Consider the following 19,070-nt stretch of genomic DNA (forward strand, 5'->3'; position numbering starts at 1 on the left):
ATTTCACCCATCTCGTTTAATAGCTTCAACAATTCTTTTTGAAGCATTCCCATCCTCGATACTGCAGAACCTTTCATAAAACTCATCATATTTATCAGAGTATTCTTTATTTAAATCATCAATGTTAATAACTGCATCAATGACCTCTTCAGTAGTTTTCAACAAAGGTCCCGGTACTTCTGAATGAATATCAATATAAAATCCTCTTAAAACGTTTTCATATTTTTCTAAATCGTAAGTGTAGAACAATATCGGTCTTTTGAGATTTGCAAAGTCAAAGAACACACTTGAATAATCTGTGATTAGGATATCGCTGATTAAATATAACTCTGCAATATCGTCATATCTGCATACATCATACGCGAATCCCTTATATGGACTTAAATCAAGTTTATCTGCAACGAAATAATGGGTTCTGACAAGCAGAATATATTCATCACTTAACGCATCCTGCAACTTATCCAATTCAAGATTCAAGTTGAAATGCATTTTGCCCGCATCAAAATACTCGTCATCTCTCCAAGTAGGAGCATATAATATTATTTTTTTATCCATAGGCAAATTTAAATCTCTTTTAATTTGATCAATCTGTTCTGGAGTAGCATTATATAAAACATCATTACGAGGATAACCAGTTTCAAGAATATCCCCCTCATAACCAAATGAGCTGCGCAAAATATCAGTTGTATACCTGTTAGGAGATATGAGATAGTCCCATTCCCTTGCCACCTTAATGTATGATTTCTTAATGTTCGGGTCCCTTGTGTGAACATTGCCTATATCCAATCCGATTTTTTTAAGTGGGGTTCCATGCCAGGTAGAGATTATCTTTTGGGTGCCTCTTTTGTGCAACCTGGATGCCTGACGGCCATTGATAACCCAATATTGAGATTTTGCCAATTCCTTATAATACTTCAATGAAAATCTTTTCACCTTTTTAGGATTGCCCGGTATCTCAACACTCCTATCATTTATTACCCATACATAATCAAATTGGTCGCCATAAGTATTATACAGATATTCATACAAATATTTAGGGCTGTCAGAGTAGAACTTACCTAAAAAGCTTATGAACATTATCTGTTTGCTATTAATCGGCTTTTTGTTATAATATCTGAAGTAAATGAATGTTTTAAATCTCCATCTACTTTTAAAAACACGTATTGTCTTTTTATAGTTTACTCTTAATTTGATGAATCTGGTTAATTTCTTAATGTCATTTTCTTGGAATGCTTTAATTTCCCTTTTCTGGAAAAAAGATAAATAATCCATATTAAACTCATAGGATATTTTCTGCATTATCTTGAAAACTATTCCCCGCCAATTGTCATCTTCACTATATAAAAAGTTCGGACCGAACACCTTGTAATAATAATCAAAGAAGGTATAAGCCATCTCATCCTTTAATAGAGTATATTTTTCTTGCGGATTTTTATCATTTAAATCATTCACAACCTCTAAAACATCATAATATGCACTGGAATAACTTAAAAATGGGTCTCCATGGTCTTCCTGATTAAGTGAAGTTAAATTTATTGGATCATCACGATTTCTTTTAGCATAAACCGCATTTTCAACTCCGACAAAAGTGTCCAAATTTGGAAAGATTGATGTTATAAACGAATAATCAGAGAAAAATTTCTCATTTTCATCAAATAGAGTATCTGCGATTTTTTCTTTCTTAATCAATGAATGAAGAACTGATAAAACCTCTTTTTTGTTGGTTTTTGAACCGACAAGCAATTTCATTGCAAATTCCATATCGGACAATTTGCCTTTTTTCATCGGATCCCTATTTTTTTTAGTGAATCTTTCCTCAAACCTTTCACGGATGAAAGCTGTTCCCATCCGTTCTCCGTTGATTAAATCGGCATGAGTCTCCTTTGCAACATCGACTAATCTGACTAAAGCATCCTTATATAAATAATCATCAGAATCAATGAAATAGACATATTCTCCAGTAGCTATTTTCAACCCTTCATTTCTGGCGCGGGCTACTCCCAAACGTTGGTCAAAAGATTTTGTTATGATGTTTAAATCAGGATACTGATTTAACAAATCATCCACATTCTCCTTATTTCCATTTAATATGAGGATTATCTCACAATCTTCAAGATTTTGCTCGAACAAGCTGTCCAAACAATCTTTCAAATACCTTTCTACGGTATCAAATGGAATGATTACACTTAAGAATATCATGCGAATCAATTAATATCTCTCATTAGCTTTTTTAAGCAATCCAATACATTCCTCTAGAATGTCCATAATATTTTCAGCGCTTCGATATCTATTCAACCTACCATGGTCCCTTACCTTTTTAGGAATCTGCATGTAACGTTTGCCGTAAATATCAATCAGATATTGTCTTGTGTCGTTAGGAGCCAGGAACTCATACGGACCGAACGGCAATCTGATTAATGGGAATATCTGGTCAGTCTCTACAACATCAAACTTATAAACTGAAAATTTCCTCAAGTTATTCCTTGAATCCTCAACACCAGGGATTATATGTGTATCCCTTTGAAGGGTACAGTTGAATTTTTCATAAAATTCATATACTGTTTCTTCCAAATCATGGTCATCCGGATTATGATAGTACTCCTTTGAAAAGACCATGTAATCGTTTTCCAGGTCACGGCCGTCATAATCCTTAAGATATTCATAAGGGTAAATGTCCAATCCTATGAATTTTCCTTTAAAAATAGGGTAATAATAAGAAATCTGATACCATCTTACTGATTTGAGATTATGCTTATCGATTTTTAAATCCGCCTTGACATGGTCAAGACCGCATGCATCAAGTTCGTCTTGAATCACATCGATGAATCGAATGTAATCTTCCCTCATCATGCCGACATCCAAATCGTCATCCCATGGGATTAGTCCCTCATGGCGGTATGATCCAAGCAATGTTCCATAATCCATCCAATATTCAATATTATGCTTCTTACACACATTATCAAAGAATAACATGAACTCATAACATAATTCCTGCATAGCTGCTAAATAATCATTTGGTTCGAGTTTATGGAAAGCATAAATATTATTTAGATAATCCTGATGAGTATTTACTAATCGGTCAACTTTATCAAATTCCCTGCGGGTTACAAAATCTTCTTTTGAAACTCCCAACCAGGAGAATATTTTTCTTTTAATTTTATCTTTAACCAAACTAAACACCAATGTAAATTTTTATTATTATTAATTATATTTTAAATAGATTATAAACGTTAGGATTTAATTTATGACTCAAATAGTTAATTTATAAAAATTTATTTAAAATTTTCATTCACTTCGATTAATTCTTCCTTGGCTTCAGTTAGCTTTTCCATGATATTTGGATATTTTTTATATCTGGTTAAACGCCCATGCTCTTTAATGCTTCTGCCAATTTCCATATACTTTTCGCCATATATGTCAATCAAATATTTATTAGGATTGTTAGGAGCCAAAAACTCATAAGGCCCGAACTTCACTCTTTTTAAAGGAAGCAAATCTTTAGTATAAAGGATTTTGAATGGTGATGTGAAATAGAAACGACCTCCATCAACGCCGCCAATGAAATAATCTGTCTGAGTCAAACTCAAATTTAAATGGTCGCAACTGGACTCCAAGGCTTCCTCTAAGCTAACGTCACCCTTCCATGCATCAAAGAAATCAGGCCGTAGCTTATGGAATCTTTTAACATAACCCTCATCAAAATCAGTGATGAAATCATAAGGAAAAACATCAATTCCCACATATTTGCCGTTGTGAGTGGGATGTTTGCAATTTATCTGATACCATCTTTTGGAATTCAAATCCCATGAAGGCTCCTTAAACCATGCCTCAACATTTTTCAGCCCGCTTTTCTCAAGTTCTTCAGGGAAAACTTCAAGAAACTTGTAATAGTCTGCCCTTAACATTCCAACATCCAAATCATCATCCCAAGGAATAAAGTCCTCATGTCTTTGGGCGCCAAGCAATGTTCCAAAATCGAGCCAATACTCCAAATCATATTTGCTGCAGACATTGTCAAAGAACCTTAATAACTCATATGAAACCGTTCTCATTAACTCCATGTAGGGGGTCCTTTCCAATTCATGGAACACATAAATATTATTCAGATAATCATGTTGTGTGTTAACCAATTCCTCCAGCTTATCAAATTCCTCTTTAGTGGGATAAGGAGATTTTTTAACTCTTTTTTTCTTGAATCTATCAAACATCAGTCACACCAATTGTTAAAAATTTTCATTAGCACTTCTAAACATTGCATTATATCTCTTAAGCATCTCAAATAAATCCGGCTGTTTTCTTAATCTGTTCAATCGGTCAAAGTCAGGTACTCTACTTAAACTGAACATAAAATCATCATTTCTATGCTTTAAATATTCGTAAACATCACAGGGTACAGGATATGAATAATCATCCAATTGCATTTTGCCTAAAGGAAATAGAATATCGGCTTTAAATGGTTTGTCTTCACTATCCTTAACCATAGATTCATCATCAAGATAATCATATGGGAAAACATTGACCTCTAATAGAAGATCTTCCAAATCGTTGAATTTAAAGGTAATTTTAAAGAATTCCGGAGATTCCTTGAATTCATAAGCAACATTATCTGAAAAAGTGTTATTCATCTCTGATTTGAAAACCTCCACAAATTTCATCAAATCAGATTTCAACATTCCCATATTCAAGTCAAGATTCTCCGGCATGAATTCGCCGTGCCTTGCTACATTTAGGAGGGTATCGGAATCTAGCCAATAGGTCAAATCATGCTTATCACACAAATGACCTAAAAATTCCATCATCCCATAAGATAAATCCTTAATTTCCTTTAAAAATTGAGTTGGTTCTAATGAATAGAATACGTAAATGTTATTCAGATAGTATTGATGAGCATTTATACGTCTTTTTAACTTATTAAATTCCTTTCTAGAGACGTAATCCTCATCTGAAATTATTTCCTCATTTTTATCTTTTTTCAGCTTATCTAAAATCATGGTTATCATTGACTTCTTTCAATTTGTCGCAAGATTTCTTGAGAATTTCCTCAATACTTTTGATTTCCCTATATTTAACCAATCTATTATTTTTTGGCTTTTTGTTTGGAATGCTGATGAATTTCTTGCCGTGAATCTTTCTTATGTATTTCAATGAATCATTAGGTGCCGGAAATTCATATTTTCCGAACTGCAATTTCCGAAGAGGGAATAACAAATCAGTTTCCCTTATTTTAAATTTGAATCTGTTGTCCTTGCCGTGAATGCCTTCAACTCCAGGAATATAATGTTCATCCCTTTCGAATGTGAGATTCAACTGCGAATATAAATCATCAATAAATTGGGAAGAATTTTCAAATTTCAATCCATATTCATCATATTTAACTTCGATGCCTTCAATAGCTTCACCTTTAACGTAATCATATGGAAATACGTTAATTCCAATTAGCTTATCTGCAAAATCGGGACCCCGATAATTTATCTGCATCCATTTTTGATCAGGCCCATAATTGCATGAAACGTTTTCTAAACCACAATCATCGATATGGCCTGGCAATATTTCAGCGAGTCTGACGTAATCGGCTCTCATCATTCCCACATTCAAATCATCATCCCAAGGAACAAAATCACCATGCCTAACAGCTCCTAAAAGAGTGCCATAATCCATCCAATAGGTTAAATCATGTTTGCTGCAGACATTATCCACAAATCTTAACAATTCATATGACAAATCCCTAATTCTTTCCAAAAAAGGAGTTGGTTTGAACTTATAAAATACATATAGTGTATTCAAATAATCCTGATGAACATCAACAACCTGCTGTAACCTTTCAAAATCTTTACGAGGAATTAAATCTTCCCTATTTATCTCTTCACCAGATTTATCAAAAAACATTTCATTCACACCAATACAAATTCTTTTATTTGACTAAATATATAAATTTAATTTAAAATTAAGACCTACAACCTTTAAATTCTAAAAACATCACCATTAACCTAATTAATAGGAAAGAACATATGTTAAATTATGAATATCAAAGGAGTTATCCTATTAGTATTTTTGTCATTGATATTAATGACCAGTATTGCTGCAATTTCAGCGGAAAATTCTACTGATACATTAGCTGCTGAAAATGATGACATCCTAGAAAATACTGACAATATGGGAGAAATAAGTGCTAGTGAGAATACAAATACTACTACAGATGAAGATAACACTACTGTTGTGTTCACTGAATATAAAAACAAAGATAAGGCTCACAAAATTTATGTTACTGCAAAAGCCGAAACCAATAGAGGCAAAGTAGGCGACAAGATTTTATATACCGTTAAAGTGACAAATAAAAATCTATTTGACGTTTATCTTTTGGATTTATATATGGGTGAACGGGAGGAATATGCTCACCTTCCTATTGGACATAATGGATATGGAATATATGATGATGAATGGATTACAGTATACAAATTGGGTGCAGGTCAGACAAAAACCATTAAAATGTACCTCAAGTTGTGGGAACCTGGCAATACAAGTATCAAAACAACCGTAGGCAACTATGAAACAAAATCTAAAATCAGAACCCTTGCAGATACTCCAAAAGTAACAAGCAAATCCGTTAAAACAAAAATAACCTATAAAGCCAACAATGAACCTGTTAAAAAACTTAAGGTAAAAGTTAAGGTTTACACAGGAAAGCAATATAAAGTCTTCAAACTCAAAACCAATGCTAAAGGAATCATCAAGTTAAAAGCAAAATATTTTACAAAAGGAAAACATAAAATTGTTCTAAAATCCATGAATAAGAAATATTCCTTAAAAAATACCTTTAAAATTAGAATTTAATGATTTCATTAAATTCTTCTATTACTTTTTTATTGTATTCTTCAAAATCAGAATCTTTACATCCGACATTGCCATTTGCGAAATCATACATTCCCTGCAAAATACCTTCTTTGGAATTGTCAACAATTACTCCCGCATAATCACCCATTACGCGAGTTGATTCAATGTCTGTAGAGATTATAGGTACTGATAATGTATCTGCTTCCATTAAAACCATCGGCCAGCCTTCATAATACGAAGACAATACAAACAAATCACATTCCTTCAATATAGGCATCGGATTTGAGATATTATTAATCAAAGTAACATTATCTCCATTTTCAATAGAATCGATTAATCTGCATGTATTTTCATATTCGACACCATAACCCCCAATGATAATTAATTGGGCATCGGGATAGTCTATACAAAATTCATTGAACGCTTCTATCAATCTTTTATGGCCTTTTTCAGGTGAAAATCTGCCAATAGTTATGAATTTTAATCCTTCTTTTCCTAAAACACTATGGATGTCATTATTGTAAACAACAGTATTGGCATTGATTTCTAATTCTTCATCGGCCTTTTCCAATATGGATTCGTAATCATTAAGATTATGGACTACATGGACATTGTCATTTCTGCGGCTGATTGTGCTTGTTGGCTTGATTAAACTTGGTGAAACTACACAAACATTATCAGCTTTAGAGTAAGCTTCACTTAAAATGTTCCTGTTTTGATTTCCTTTGCATTTAATCTCTTGCAACATGTCATTGTGAACCCAAACGCTGCTTTTTCTACCTGAATTAACAAACATCAATGTCTCATCATGATTATATCCGTCATAATCAATTACGGCATCGAATTTAACGCCGCCAAACTGTTTTTCAAATGACCTTTTGAATAACTTGTGAAGACTTTCCGGACAATCCATCTCATCATCAGCCAAATAAAACTTATTATAATCCAGCTTTTCTCGAACTGTAGGTGTTAGATTAAACCTTATCGGCAGCACTTCAACATTCTCGGGAATTAACTGGAAAATTTCTTCATGATTTTCTAAAATATTTTCTTCCCATTGCTTAAATGTTAAAAAAAAGTTATAATTTTCTCGATCAAGATTATTCAACAAGTTAAAAAGTGATGAAGCTATGCCGAACTTATATAAAGCACCCGCAAAAATCAAAATGTTTGGATTGTCATTTTCAATGCTTTTCTCATTGCAAACATTCTCATTTGAAAAGATATGTCTGCAAATGTTTTTTACTGCATCGGGATTATCATATGTGCAGAATTTTTCCAGAAAGTCAGTGTCATCATAATTTTTTGGAGAATTTAATTCATTTATCAGTTCATTGATTGTTTGAACTTTAGGAAACGGCAAATCTGAAAGCGGGAAATAAAAACCCCTATATGACAAGTAATCCTCTTCATCATAGTTAAATAGGATAATTTTTCGTCGGGTATTGGCAAAATCAAAAAATACACTGGAATAATCCGTAATCAGTACGTCAGCCAAGTTAACAATATCATATATTTCATAACCTTCCGGAAATGCTTTAATATGACTAAATTTAGAAAAATCAATTTCGGATTCGTTCAACACATGCAACTTTGCAAATAATATTTGATTGTCATTTAGATTAGTGTCAATTTCTGATAAATAAACTTCAACATCATTTTTCTGACCTTCATTATCCCTATCCATCAGGATTCCCCTAAATGTCGGCATGTAAATGAATATTTCTTTATCATTTAGACCCAAAGCATTTTTCAAATCATCTGATTCTTTGAAAAATGCGCTGTTTCTCGGATATCCTTCAAGCAATATCTTTCCAGGATAAATCTTTTCAATCATATATGAATCAAGCATTTTTTCCATAATATACTCATTAGGATAAAGTAAATAATCGCTTGACAGCAATGGATGCTGTACATTGCCTAAACGATGTTCCTCAGGAATATTGTACTTGCCCATGACTTTTAAAGGTGTTCCATGCCAGGTATTAACAAAAATCTGACCATCCCTTTTTACATATTTCGGCCGTATCCCTGAATCTGTAAAAATATATTTCGCTTTTTCTAAAATTTTTGTAGCTGTCGCTTCTTTTGTGATAATTTTATCGATTTTTAAATTATAATTCTTTTGATATGCTTTTATCTTATCTACAACATGAGGTTTTGCATGTACATATACCTTTAAATCATCATACTTCTCATTTGATAATTCTTCAGCAATTCTAAAGATATTTCCAGTGAAATCGAGTCCGTCACGAGATTCCAGATAAACTAATCTCTCATCAAGATCATTATTATAATATGCATTATAAATCATTGAATTGACAGCACAATCTTTAAAATTATGTAGTTTTGATTTAAAACCCATTTTATCACAAAAAAAGAATAATAATTAGTAACCATCATCGATTACTAATGAATCTACACCATGGTAAGGTTTGTTAAATAATGTTCCATTATAATTTGTGTGAATTGTATAATTTCCATTTTCAAATGTTGATAAAACAACTGACGCTTCTCCTTCATCATCAGTAACAACATCATAATTATCCGCCCAGCCAGAATCATCTAATATCTTAATATGGACTTTTTCTCCAGGATATACATTCCTATACTCATCTTTTAGGACGATTTGGACAGCATCCCCATTTTGCAATGTTGAATCACTAATCACCTCAACTTTTGTGTTGTGTGAATTAGATTGAATGAAGAAAAATGCTCCAATTGCAATGATTAAAATAAGGATTATTAATAAAATCACTAAATTTTTTGCTTTCATATGTCACCTAATCATTATGAACTAACAATACATCCACTTCACTATTTTTAAGTACTTTTTCAGCAACACTACCAATAACAAATTTGTGAATTCCGCTTTTTCCAGATGCAGATATTACAATTAAGTCAACACCCTCTTCTTCAGCTACTTTTTTAATAGTTTCAGCCGGAAAACCTGTTAAAACCATTTTCTTAACATTATAACTATCATCAAATTTTGATGCCATCTGGTCAACAAATTTAATAGCGTCCTTTTTGAGTTTGTCATTAACTTTCTTTACTTTTTTTCTTGATTGAAAAGCACTAGATGTTAATCTACCGGCAACAGATAAAATAATAATTTCCCCATCGTCAGCAATTAATTTTTCCACTCTTTCTACTTCTTGGTCTGCATAGGTTGAACCATCGGTTGGTAATAAAATTTTTTTATACATTTACTTGCACCTTTATTAAGTAAATATATCTATGTATTTAATAGTTAATATATTTTAGTTAATGATGAATGATAAAAAAATTAAAATTATAAAAAAGCTTTATAGCTTAGTTTCATGAATTATTACACCTTAAAATATTAAATAGTAGATTAATCTAAAATATAATTAAGGTGATTATATGGATAAAAATAAAATTATTTTAGCTGCAATTGCTATTTTAGTAATCGCACTTATAGCACTTGGCGCATATATTATCATTTCAAATGGCGATCAAGCTTCCGTTAATGGCAATGTCACCCTCCAAAACAAAACCGATGATAATAACACAACAGTTATTATGATTGATGAAAATGGAAATGTTACAAATGACACTGACATAGGGAACAATTCCGCTAATAACACCAACGACACTAATAAAACTTATAGGATTTATGACCCTCAAAGTGATTCATATGTAACTGTCATCGGCGAAGCTTATGATGCTGAAGTTGACAGATGGTATACTTACGATACTGATGGTGTAAGATATTACAATACAAGAATTAAAAACTTTTAATTCTTTTTTTTATTTTTTTTTAGATAAATACCGCATTGATTAAATTGTCTCTATATGTCGTTTCATCTTTTAAAGATTCAATATGATGAATAACATTTAATTTCAAATCTTCTAATTTTATACGAGTCTCAATGTCTTCAAAGTCCACCTGAAATAGGAATAGGTATTTTACTTCCATGTCATAATCATAGATTACCCAATTGGGACCATTAATGTCTAAAAATTGGATTGACCATTTAGACATTATATGGTTGATTTGTTTTGTTGTTTCCTCAACATTGAAATTTTCATCTAAAAAAATTTCATTCATTGGTATAAATCCTCAGATCCTTCTTCAGATTCCTTTTGAGTATCTATTTCTGCATCAACATGTTCATGTCTAAAAATTCCAAAACTAGTAATCTCACTTTTTTTAATGCATAATGGCTGTGCTGTTTCCTTTGATTCCAAAGATACAATAACTACATCCACCCATTCTTCATCCTCTGATAAGTAGGCGCAAGGTTCAAATAGCTGGTATTTAGTTATAATTGTTAAAAGTATCTTATTGATATCTACAGTCCCATTAGTGCATTCCTGATATAATTCTAAAATTCTGTCTTTGATATTCATAGTTTACTATATGTTTGAAAACTTATGTATATTTTACTACTAATTCATCAATGTGGGAACTTGCAACTTCACATCCCTCATTTAAAATTAACCAAATAGCTTTGATGAACCCTTCATTGTTTAATTTTTGACAATTTTCCATTCTCAAAGCGTTGAAATCCGGGTCATCCAATACATCGCTTAAAAATTGTTCTTTTATCTCTTCGCGTAAATCCTTATCAATTAACGATTCTAGAATTTTTTTAATATAGATTGCAAAGGTATTGCCAATTGATTTTGTTATCTCAATCTCGCTAGTTGACATTTCACCTTGAAGACTTTTCTCAATTTGTTTATAGGATGAATAGTCCTGATATCCGAAAATAGTAAATCTTCCTTCAACGCTATGTGCCGAATATTCATCAATCAGTTGAGTAAATGATGAATAAGATAAGATGAATGAGGTTAAGGATTCTATAAATAAGTTCCTAGAAGCATTCAATATTTTGCAGATTATATGAATTAAAATTTCCTGAATAATGAAATGTGATAATTCATGAATTAAAGTGGTTATCTGTAGAGATTTGGTTTGCCTATCATCAATAAATATGGTTCCGGTTTCAAAATAACCCAATTGACCGCCAAATGATTTATAATTAACATTAACAAATGATTTTGTAAATAAAATTATTTTATCAAGAATATCCAATGAATCAAAATCTATTTCATTTGTCTTAACCAGATTATCAAAATTCTTAAAAGCTTGAGATTTAATACGATATATAATTTTAGAGAAATCCCTAATTGAAAAATCGAATTCATTAATTTTCGAGAGATTGGTCTTATTTAATAAGTCCTCGAAGCTATCAAAATCATTTTCCCCTTCAATAATAAATTGGGGGCTGAATTCTATATCAAAAACATCTACATCATCGGAGATGTCTTTTAGGTGAATTAAGCACTCGAAACAAACGTTTTCGGACTTTGGATATTTGCGGCCACATTCAGGACAATACTTAGATTCAACAAAAATAATTTCCTCATCGCTGATCTCTTCATCATAAACATCTACACCTGAAAGTTCAAATTTTTCATCATAACATCTAGTAAAATTAAGTTTTTGAAATTCCCTTGCTTTATCAGGAATATTCTTTAATGATTCTTTTAAAACTCTAGGCCCATAATACCCTTCCAAAGTATAAGTTACCAACCTTGACTTTTCGATATCCCTTTTACTATATCTTGATAATTCATTTATATTGCCTGTCATGTGTAAAATCTCCACAACTTATTAATACTTTAATTTTGATTATTTAAAAATTTTTCACAAAAAGCGCTAAAATTAGAAAAGTTTAATTTATAAAAAAATAAAATAATTAAATTAATGAAAACAATAGCTATTGGTGTTGGTGATAATGAAAATATTATTCAAGCATGTCATATTTTCAAAGAAAAACACCCAAAAACGGACATAAAACTAATATATAGTGATGAAGACTTAGTCAAGGCAGTTTTAGATGACAGAGTAGATGCAGTAATTCGTGGATCGCTTCCAGCATCCCATATTATGCAAGAACTCAAAGAATACTACCCTAACTTATCAAGAGCAACCTATATTAATGGAGATGATTATGAATTCCTATTATCTCCTGTTGGTATTGATGAAGGTACAAATGTAGAAGAAAGATTTGAAATTGCCAAAAACTGTATTGATTTTCTTAAAAAAGTAGGTAAAAAACCTAAAATTGCAATACTTGCCGAAGGAAGGGAAGACGACTTTGGAAGGGGTAATGAAGTATCTAACTCAATTAAAGAAAGTGAGAAATTAACAAAACTTATCGAAGAAAACACCTCAGAAGAAGTAGAAAATTTCTTTATTTTAATAGAAAAAGCAATAAACAGCAAATCTAATGTAATTATTGCACCTAATGGAAGAGTAGGAAATATTATATTTAGAACACTTGTTTTACTTAGTTCCTGGCCAAGTTATGGTGCTGTAACATTTGGAATCGATAGAGTTTACATTGATACAAGCCGAGACCAAAGTATTGATGGTTATGTCCGTAGTTTAATATTAGCTAACCAATTATCAGAATAAGTGATAAGAATGGGAGAGAATATACTTTATAGATTATATGAATGGTACATTACTCGTGATTTAAAACCAGAGAAAATGCCAAAGCATGTTGCTATAATTATGGACGGGAACAGAAGATACTCACGACTCCAAGGAAACATGGATGTTGTCAAAGGCCATGAAATAGGAGTCGACACATTAGAAAAAGTTCTTGATTGGAGTATTGAACTTGGAATTGAAATCATAACAGTATATGCCTTCTCAACAGAAAACTTTAACAGACCAAAACACGAAGTCGAAGGATTAATGAATTTATTCGTTAAAAACTTCAAAAGATTAGTAGACCACAAAAAGATACACAAAAACGAAGTAAGAGTAAAAGTAGTGGGTAGAACTGAATTGATTCCTGAAAGTGTACGTGAAGCAATAAAAGAGGCTGAAGATGCTACTGCACACTATAATAAAAGATTATTTAACATAGCTATTGGATATGACGGACGTTTAGAAATTATAGATTCATTTAAAAAGATTATTGCTGATGTACAAGCTGGTAAAATCACCATAGACGATGTAGATGAAGAACTTGTAAGTAAAAACCTTTACACCGAAGGATTAGAAGACCCTAACTTGATAATAAGAACAAGCGGGGAAGAACGTTTAAGCGGATTCTTACTTTGGCAATCCTCATACTCTGAATTGTATTTCTGTGAAACTTTATGGCCTGAGCTTAGAAAAGTCGATTTTATAAGAGCAATTAGGTCATATCAAGCAAGAGATCGCAGATTTGGAGTTTAAACATGATTGATACACATTGCCATATTGATTTTAAAGACTTTGATGAAGACCGCGACGAAGTCATCAAAAGGGCTCAAGATAAATTAGACCATGTAATAGTTTCAGGATACAGCAATGACAGCAATATGGAAGTATTGCAACTTTCAAAAGATTATAATGGCTTTATTTATCCTACTTTTGGTTTTCACCCTGTAAGCTCACAAAATGCAACAGAAGAAGATATTAAAATCGCACATGAGAATATTGATAAATACCTAGATGACATTGTCGCTATTGGCGAAGTCGGAATGGATTATTTTTATGTAACCGACAAAGCTTTACGTGAAAGACAACAAGAAATTTTTAAAGGATTTTTAGAGCTTGCTAATGAATATAAGGTTCCAATCGTAATGCACGTAAGGGACTGTGAGAAAAAAGCGGTTAATATTATCCCTGAATATGAGGATATTCCTTATTTTGTTTTCCATTGTTATGGAGGTAGCTTAAAAACTGCTAAAAAAATCATGAATATGGACAATTGTGTAATGAGTTTTTCAACCATGCTCTGCTATTCCAAACATCATCAGGATTTAATTGAAAAAATAGATTTGGATTATGTTTTAACTGAAACTGATAGTCCTTACTTGGCAATGACAAAAGAAGAAAGAAACGAACCTGCAAACGTTACAAAAGCAGTTGCCAAAATTGCCGAAATAAAGAATATGGATATAAGTGCCGTTGATGAAATCACCACCAGCAATGCCAAAAAGATTTTCAAAATCTAGAACCTTTTGAAAACATTCATTTTTCGTGACTTGTCATGGTATTTGTTTGGATCCTGCAAGCTATCAAAGGTGCTGTTTGGAGTGAATTGACTGCATGTGTCTGTTGGATTCGTATGTTCTTTAGTCAAACGACAGATAACACCCTCCGCAGGACCTCTTATTTGAATATTGACTTGCCAATGCTTACAGTTTAAACATACCCTGTCAGGATTGATATCCGAAATGTTTATTCCATCAATGTTGTACATTTTATCATTTCAAAGGTAGCAAATCTCTTTTTGCAAATACTTCTTTTGCAGCCACTATCCCATTAATGGCTTTTGGAAAACCGCAGTAAGCACTCATCTGCATTATAATTTCAACGACTTCTTTTGGAGAGTTGCCGACATTTAAAGCCGCATTAATATGGTCTTTAAGTTGAGGGACAGTTCCTAAAACTGTTAGGGCTGCAACAGTGCATAATTCACGAGTCTTTAAATCAACATCTTCTCTTGTATAAATCTCAGAATATGGAAATTCCACCACAAATCTTGATAAGTCGGGTGCAATATCTTCTAAGTCTCTAAAAATTTCTTCAACTGAACGCTCTTGTATACTTTCTATAGTTTGTTTACCTTTCTCATATCTTGTCATGAGTATACTTTTATCCCTGAATCCATTTAACATTAGCTGTTGTGTAAACATAGTGAGATGAAAATACGGGATTATATAACTTATTTGTAGAAGGAGTTGTATTGAAACTTATGGCAAGGGATTTCCTTAAGTTGTAATTAATCCTATCTCCAATTGAAACCAATTCTGAGTCATCAAACCTTTCTGAGGTTTTTGCATACACCATAAACCTGATCCACATTTTTTCGTAATTGGAATCATAACCCAATTCGGCATATGACACATTCACAATTTCAACAGAATATGGAAATAACAGACTTGTTTTTGAATTTGAGTAAACAGTGAATGTATCTTTAGGATATATTGCGCTCGAAGAGCTTTCAGACCCTTCAATAGCGCCATTTCTAGCAGCTGCCATGGCGATATTCAATTCATTCTCATTAGCTACAAAAACAATTGATAACATGACCAACAATATTAAAACACCGAATAAAAACAAAAATTCCGCTGAAATTTGACCATTATCGTCCATCATGTTATCACGATTCCATCTGAGGTTTTTGTAATCACATAACTTCTGCCGCTGGTTAACTTATATTTCGTTTCAACATCTACTAGCGGGAGCAGTGATTCGCCTTTCCTGTCATCGTATTCCATCGTCAATTTATTCCTGTCGACAGTTATTTCAAAATATCCCTTGTCGGAAGGTAGCTTAAGGTATTTTGAATAACCAATGCCATTTGAGTTAACTTGGCTTATCACATTCGCCACATCATCCAAAATTAACCTATGCGTTACACTACTTTCAATATTTAAACTTGATGATATTGATTCTGATGCGTAAAATAAGATTCCGCAAGCAATAATTATGACAATAAATAATGAAAACAAATATTCTATTGAAATAAACCCTTTATTATCCATATTTTCTAATTATTTTAAAAATTAATAAATTTTACTCTAAACTAAGTTCAATTTTGATACAAAATTGTTAAATAATACTTGATGTAAACATAATATTATGAAAGGTAAAGTAATTTTTGTCGGTGCAGGACCTGGAGATCCTGATTTAATCACTGTTAAAGGAAGAAATGTAATTGAAAAGGCTGATGTCATAATTTATGCAGGTTCACTTGTAAATAAAAATGTTTTATGCCCTGCAAAAGAAGATTGTGAAATTCACAATAGTGCATATTTAAATCTAGAAGAAACCGATGCAATAATAACTGAAGCGGTCAATGAAGGCAAATTGGTTGCCCGCGTACATACCGGCGATCCTTCAATTTATGGTGCTATTGCCGAACAAATTCGTGAATTAAAAAAACATGACATTGAATATGAGATTATTCCAGGAGTAAGTTCACTATTTGGAACAGCTAGTGTTTTAGAAGCGGAATTAACTTTACCTGAGATTTCACAAAGCGTTATTATTACACGTCCGGAAGGCAGAACTCCAAAACCTGAAGGCGAAAGTATAGCTAGTTTTTCCAAGCATCATGCAACCATGTGCATATTTTTGGGAATTGGTATGATTGATAAAGTAGTTGATGAACTGCTTGTAGGTTATGAAGAAACCACTCCTATAGCAGTTGTCAAAAAGGCAACTTGGCCAGACCAGCAAATAATTAGAGGAACCCTCGCGGATATTGCACAAAAAGTTAAAGATGCCAATATAACAAAGACTGCAATGATTGTAGTGGGAGATGTGTTAGACCCTGGTGACTTTAATGCATCTAAGCTATATGACAAAAACTTTAAACATGAATATCGTTAAAATTGGGACATCCCTCCCAATAACTTTTTTTAAAAATTTAACAATTAAACCCGGCCAATCACTTTTACATCTTCAAATGCATCATAATCAGATACATAAATCATGCAAACTTCATCTTTAAGTCCAAAAATAAATGCGCAACCCTCATTTTCATATTCTAAATAATAACCTGTATAACCAAACATTTTAGTAGGTGTTCCTCCTAAACTTGCCGCAACCTCTTCACTGTTAAAACCGGCTCCTGGCGTTTTTGTAACTCCAATTTCTATATAATACTTGTCGTTACTCCAACCCATTGCACTTGATTTAACATTTTCATCATAACTTATCTCTGTTCTGGACGGCTCTTTAACATAATCAGCAGGTAGTTCAAACTGGACATTGTCGACTTTGACAACTTGAGTCTGGTTTAAAAGAAAAGTGGTTGATAAAAAAACAGCTAAAACAATTAGAATAATAATTATTATAATAATAACATATTTATTTAAAAGAGTTTTATTTTTATTTGGAACCTTTTCGCCGCAATTAGCACAGAATACCGCATCTTCTTTTAATTTTTCACCGCATTTACTGCAATATTCAGTCATAATTAACACCAGAAGGGATTAACTATATTTATCTTTGATATCATTCATTAATTTCAATTTTTCAAAAGCAACATCTTTTGGAGCTCTTCTAAGACCACAATCAGGATCTAAAAGCAGATTATCTTTTCCAACAATTTCAATAGCTTTTGCAACTAACTCATCCACATCACTAACATCATCAACAGTGTTTACAGATGAATCGACACAACCAAATCCAATTTTTTTATCGGCTATCAAATCGGCATTCTTTTCTAAAACGCCTAAATTAACATTATTTCCTGCAAATTCAAAATCAAGAATATCCACATTGAATTTGGAAATATCCTTAAACGCATCAGATAAAATTCCGCAAACATGCATCCCCAACGGTACATCCAAACCATCCCGTAAGATATCAATAGATTCGCGGGCAGTTTTCATATCAACCATGCCAGTTGACAAAAACGGTTCATCAATTTGAATATAGACAGGCTTTACTTTTTTTGCTATTGCATCTACTTCATATTTTAACGAATGAGCCAAATCAATGATTGCATCTTCCCTATTTTTATAGAAAAACTGTATTCTTGAGGAGTGTACAATGGTATTTGGACCTGTGATGATTCCTTTAACGCCTTTGCCTTCGGGAATATTGCCATTATAATAATCGCTCATGACCTTTTTAGCATATTTCAGGTCTTTTACTGAAATTTCCTGAATTGGTCTTTGGATTTTGGAAACAATCATAGTATTCCCGTCTTCAATTTTCATTCCAGGAATATACTTTGTAAAAATAGAAACCATATCCCCTCTAACCTGACCATCAGATATAATATCTACACCCGCATCAAGTTGAGCAATCACACTACTTCTAATAGCATCTTTATATATATCATGGGCTCCAAGAGCTTTTAATAGTTTATCTTTAGGAGAAGATGGTTCTTTAAGCTCTACTGGATAACTTCCAACAACAGTAGATTTCATTTTTTATTACCGGTATCTAATTTTTTGATTTTTTCAACTTCTTCTTCATCAATTGGAAGTTCCACTACTGAAGTTCCATGACAAGGTTTTGTATAAGGTAAAAAAACAGTCCCTTTTTCATGGTCAAATCCAATTGGAATTGGAGGTATGCCTATGACTCTGACTCCTAATACTTGATCTCCAGGTTTAATATAAACAATGTCATCTGCCTTGAATCTAATAATCATTGCACAATCTTTAAAACCTGCTCTTGAAGCATGGATTTCATAATTATCAGATTGTTGAAGGTATGTATCCAAACAAAAAGACAT

General features: G+C 32.3%; 24 protein-coding genes. 6 read left to right on the plus strand and 18 right to left on the minus strand.

The genetic code is table 11. The annotated features are described in order from the left end of the window. Positions 1 to 3: 3 nt before the first annotated feature. The 5 genes from IKS50_RS08720 to IKS50_RS08740 all read right to left on the minus strand — a co-directional run bounded on the left by IKS50_RS08720 (position 4) and on the right by IKS50_RS08740 (position 5,886). On the minus strand, positions 4 to 2,199 hold the full coding sequence (locus IKS50_RS08720; RefSeq protein ID WP_292848550.1) for a bifunctional glycosyltransferase family 2 protein/CDP-glycerol:glycerophosphate glycerophosphotransferase: 2,196 nt from the start codon (positions 2,197 to 2,199) through the stop codon (positions 4 to 6). A 9-nt stretch (positions 2,200 to 2,208) separates the two neighbouring features. After that, positions 2,209 to 3,171, minus strand: coding sequence for a phosphorylcholine transferase LicD (locus IKS50_RS08725; RefSeq protein ID WP_292848553.1), 963 nt, complete (start codon positions 3,169 to 3,171; stop codon positions 2,209 to 2,211). A 101-nt stretch (positions 3,172 to 3,272) separates the two neighbouring features. Next, on the minus strand, positions 3,273 to 4,208 hold the full coding sequence (locus IKS50_RS08730) for a phosphorylcholine transferase LicD (RefSeq protein WP_292848556.1): 936 nt from the start codon (positions 4,206 to 4,208) through the stop codon (positions 3,273 to 3,275). A gap of 15 nt (positions 4,209 to 4,223) precedes the next feature. Further along, positions 4,224 to 4,991, minus strand: a complete 768-nt coding sequence (locus IKS50_RS08735) for a LicD family protein (RefSeq protein ID WP_292848559.1) — start codon at positions 4,989 to 4,991, stop codon at positions 4,224 to 4,226. Then, a complete protein-coding gene (locus tag IKS50_RS08740; protein WP_292848562.1) occupies positions 4,978 to 5,886 on the minus strand; it encodes a LicD family protein in 909 nt (302 codons plus the stop codon). Before IKS50_RS08740 ends, IKS50_RS08735 begins: the two co-directional genes overlap by 14 nt. Positions 5,887 to 6,018: 132 nt before the next feature. On the opposite strand from IKS50_RS08740, the gene IKS50_RS08745 reads away from it, so the two are divergent. Next, positions 6,019 to 6,831: a hypothetical protein gene (locus IKS50_RS08745; RefSeq protein WP_292848565.1), complete on the plus strand. Its 813-nt coding sequence runs from the start codon at positions 6,019 to 6,021 to the stop codon at positions 6,829 to 6,831. Here the strand turns inward: IKS50_RS08745 and IKS50_RS08750 are convergent. The 3 genes from IKS50_RS08750 to IKS50_RS08760 are packed head-to-tail and all read right to left on the minus strand — an operon-like array spanning position 6,821 to position 10,040. After that, on the minus strand, positions 6,821 to 9,196 hold the full coding sequence (locus tag IKS50_RS08750; RefSeq protein ID WP_292848568.1) for a CDP-glycerol glycerophosphotransferase family protein: 2,376 nt from the start codon (positions 9,194 to 9,196) through the stop codon (positions 6,821 to 6,823). The two genes, IKS50_RS08745 and IKS50_RS08750, sit on opposite strands and share 11 nt — an antisense overlap. A 24-nt stretch (positions 9,197 to 9,220) precedes the next feature. Beyond that, entirely contained in the window at positions 9,221 to 9,607 is a 387-nt protein-coding gene (locus IKS50_RS08755) for a hypothetical protein (RefSeq protein ID WP_292848571.1), read from the minus strand. A 7-nt stretch (positions 9,608 to 9,614) separates the two neighbouring features. Further along, on the minus strand, positions 9,615 to 10,040 hold the full coding sequence (locus IKS50_RS08760; protein ID WP_292848575.1) for a universal stress protein: 426 nt from the start codon (positions 10,038 to 10,040) through the stop codon (positions 9,615 to 9,617). Between the two features lie 178 nt (positions 10,041 to 10,218). Between IKS50_RS08760 and IKS50_RS08765 the strand changes: the two genes are divergently transcribed. Then, complete coding sequence (locus tag IKS50_RS08765; RefSeq protein WP_292848578.1) at positions 10,219 to 10,596, plus strand: hypothetical protein; 378 nt, start codon at positions 10,219 to 10,221, stop codon at positions 10,594 to 10,596. 19 nt (positions 10,597 to 10,615) lie between these two features. Here the strand turns inward: IKS50_RS08765 and IKS50_RS08770 are convergent, their stop codons facing one another. The 3 genes from IKS50_RS08770 to IKS50_RS08780 are packed head-to-tail and all read right to left on the minus strand — an operon-like array spanning position 10,616 to position 12,457. Then, positions 10,616 to 10,906 carry a hypothetical protein gene (locus IKS50_RS08770; RefSeq protein ID WP_292848581.1) on the minus strand — a complete coding sequence of 97 codons (291 nt, stop codon included), beginning with the start codon at positions 10,904 to 10,906 and terminating at the stop codon, positions 10,616 to 10,618. Beyond that, positions 10,903 to 11,208, minus strand: a complete 306-nt coding sequence (locus IKS50_RS08775; RefSeq protein ID WP_292848584.1) for a hypothetical protein — start codon at positions 11,206 to 11,208, stop codon at positions 10,903 to 10,905. Before IKS50_RS08775 ends, IKS50_RS08770 begins: the two co-directional genes overlap by 4 nt. 22 nt (positions 11,209 to 11,230) lie before the next feature. Next, positions 11,231 to 12,457, minus strand: coding sequence for a hypothetical protein (locus IKS50_RS08780; RefSeq protein WP_292848587.1), 1,227 nt, complete (start codon positions 12,455 to 12,457; stop codon positions 11,231 to 11,233). A gap of 114 nt (positions 12,458 to 12,571) precedes the next feature. Between IKS50_RS08780 and mtxX the strand changes: the two genes are divergently transcribed. Genes mtxX through IKS50_RS08795 form a run of 3 tightly spaced genes read left to right on the plus strand, consistent with a single transcriptional unit; the run spans position 12,572 to position 14,823 of the window. After that, the gene (mtxX, locus tag IKS50_RS08785; protein ID WP_292848591.1) at positions 12,572 to 13,285 is read left to right on the plus strand and encodes a methanogenesis marker protein Mmp4/MtxX; all 714 of its coding nucleotides are present in this window, start codon (positions 12,572 to 12,574) and stop codon (positions 13,283 to 13,285) included. A gap of 9 nt (positions 13,286 to 13,294) precedes the next feature. Next, the gene (gene uppS, locus IKS50_RS08790) at positions 13,295 to 14,059 is read left to right on the plus strand and encodes a polyprenyl diphosphate synthase (protein ID WP_292848594.1); all 765 of its coding nucleotides are present in this window, start codon (positions 13,295 to 13,297) and stop codon (positions 14,057 to 14,059) included. Positions 14,060 to 14,061: 2 nt separating this feature from the next. Further along, the gene (locus tag IKS50_RS08795) at positions 14,062 to 14,823 is read left to right on the plus strand and encodes a TatD family hydrolase (RefSeq protein WP_292848597.1); all 762 of its coding nucleotides are present in this window, start codon (positions 14,062 to 14,064) and stop codon (positions 14,821 to 14,823) included. Here the strand turns inward: IKS50_RS08795 and IKS50_RS08800 are convergent. From IKS50_RS08800 to IKS50_RS08815, 4 genes are read right to left on the minus strand one after another with little or no spacing between them, the layout of a single operon-like run. After that, positions 14,820 to 15,071, minus strand: a complete 252-nt coding sequence (locus IKS50_RS08800) for a hypothetical protein (protein ID WP_292848600.1) — start codon at positions 15,069 to 15,071, stop codon at positions 14,820 to 14,822. The two genes, IKS50_RS08795 and IKS50_RS08800, sit on opposite strands and share 4 nt — an antisense overlap. A 4-nt stretch (positions 15,072 to 15,075) precedes the next feature. Beyond that, positions 15,076 to 15,456 carry a carboxymuconolactone decarboxylase family protein gene (locus tag IKS50_RS08805; RefSeq protein ID WP_292848603.1) on the minus strand — a complete coding sequence of 127 codons (381 nt, stop codon included), beginning with the start codon at positions 15,454 to 15,456 and terminating at the stop codon, positions 15,076 to 15,078. 10 nt (positions 15,457 to 15,466) lie between these two features. Continuing rightward, positions 15,467 to 15,970, minus strand: a complete 504-nt coding sequence (locus tag IKS50_RS08810; protein WP_292848606.1) for a hypothetical protein — start codon at positions 15,968 to 15,970, stop codon at positions 15,467 to 15,469. Beyond that, positions 15,967 to 16,359 carry a hypothetical protein gene (locus tag IKS50_RS08815; RefSeq protein WP_292848609.1) on the minus strand — a complete coding sequence of 131 codons (393 nt, stop codon included), beginning with the start codon at positions 16,357 to 16,359 and terminating at the stop codon, positions 15,967 to 15,969. The genes IKS50_RS08810 and IKS50_RS08815 overlap by 4 nt, the downstream gene beginning before the upstream one ends. Before the next feature lie 97 nt (positions 16,360 to 16,456). Between IKS50_RS08815 and cobM the strand changes: the two genes are divergently transcribed. Next, positions 16,457 to 17,209, plus strand: coding sequence for a precorrin-4 C(11)-methyltransferase (gene cobM, locus IKS50_RS08820; protein WP_292848612.1), 753 nt, complete (start codon positions 16,457 to 16,459; stop codon positions 17,207 to 17,209). 44 nt (positions 17,210 to 17,253) lie between these two features. Here the strand turns inward: cobM and IKS50_RS08825 are convergent, their stop codons facing one another. From IKS50_RS08825 to IKS50_RS08835, 3 genes are read right to left on the minus strand one after another with little or no spacing between them, the layout of a single operon-like run. Further along, positions 17,254 to 17,796, minus strand: coding sequence for a zinc ribbon domain-containing protein (locus IKS50_RS08825; protein WP_292848615.1), 543 nt, complete (start codon positions 17,794 to 17,796; stop codon positions 17,254 to 17,256). An 18-nt stretch (positions 17,797 to 17,814) separates the two neighbouring features. After that, positions 17,815 to 18,759, minus strand: coding sequence for a methionine synthase (locus IKS50_RS08830; protein WP_292848618.1), 945 nt, complete (start codon positions 18,757 to 18,759; stop codon positions 17,815 to 17,817). Next, positions 18,756 to 19,070, minus strand: coding sequence for a DUF1894 domain-containing protein (locus tag IKS50_RS08835; protein ID WP_292848621.1), 315 nt, complete (start codon positions 19,068 to 19,070; stop codon positions 18,756 to 18,758). The genes IKS50_RS08830 and IKS50_RS08835 overlap by 4 nt, the downstream gene beginning before the upstream one ends.

The sequence above is a fragment of the Methanobrevibacter sp. genome (assembly GCF_017539065.1).
Lineage (GTDB): Archaea > Methanobacteriota > Methanobacteria > Methanobacteriales > Methanobacteriaceae > Methanocatella.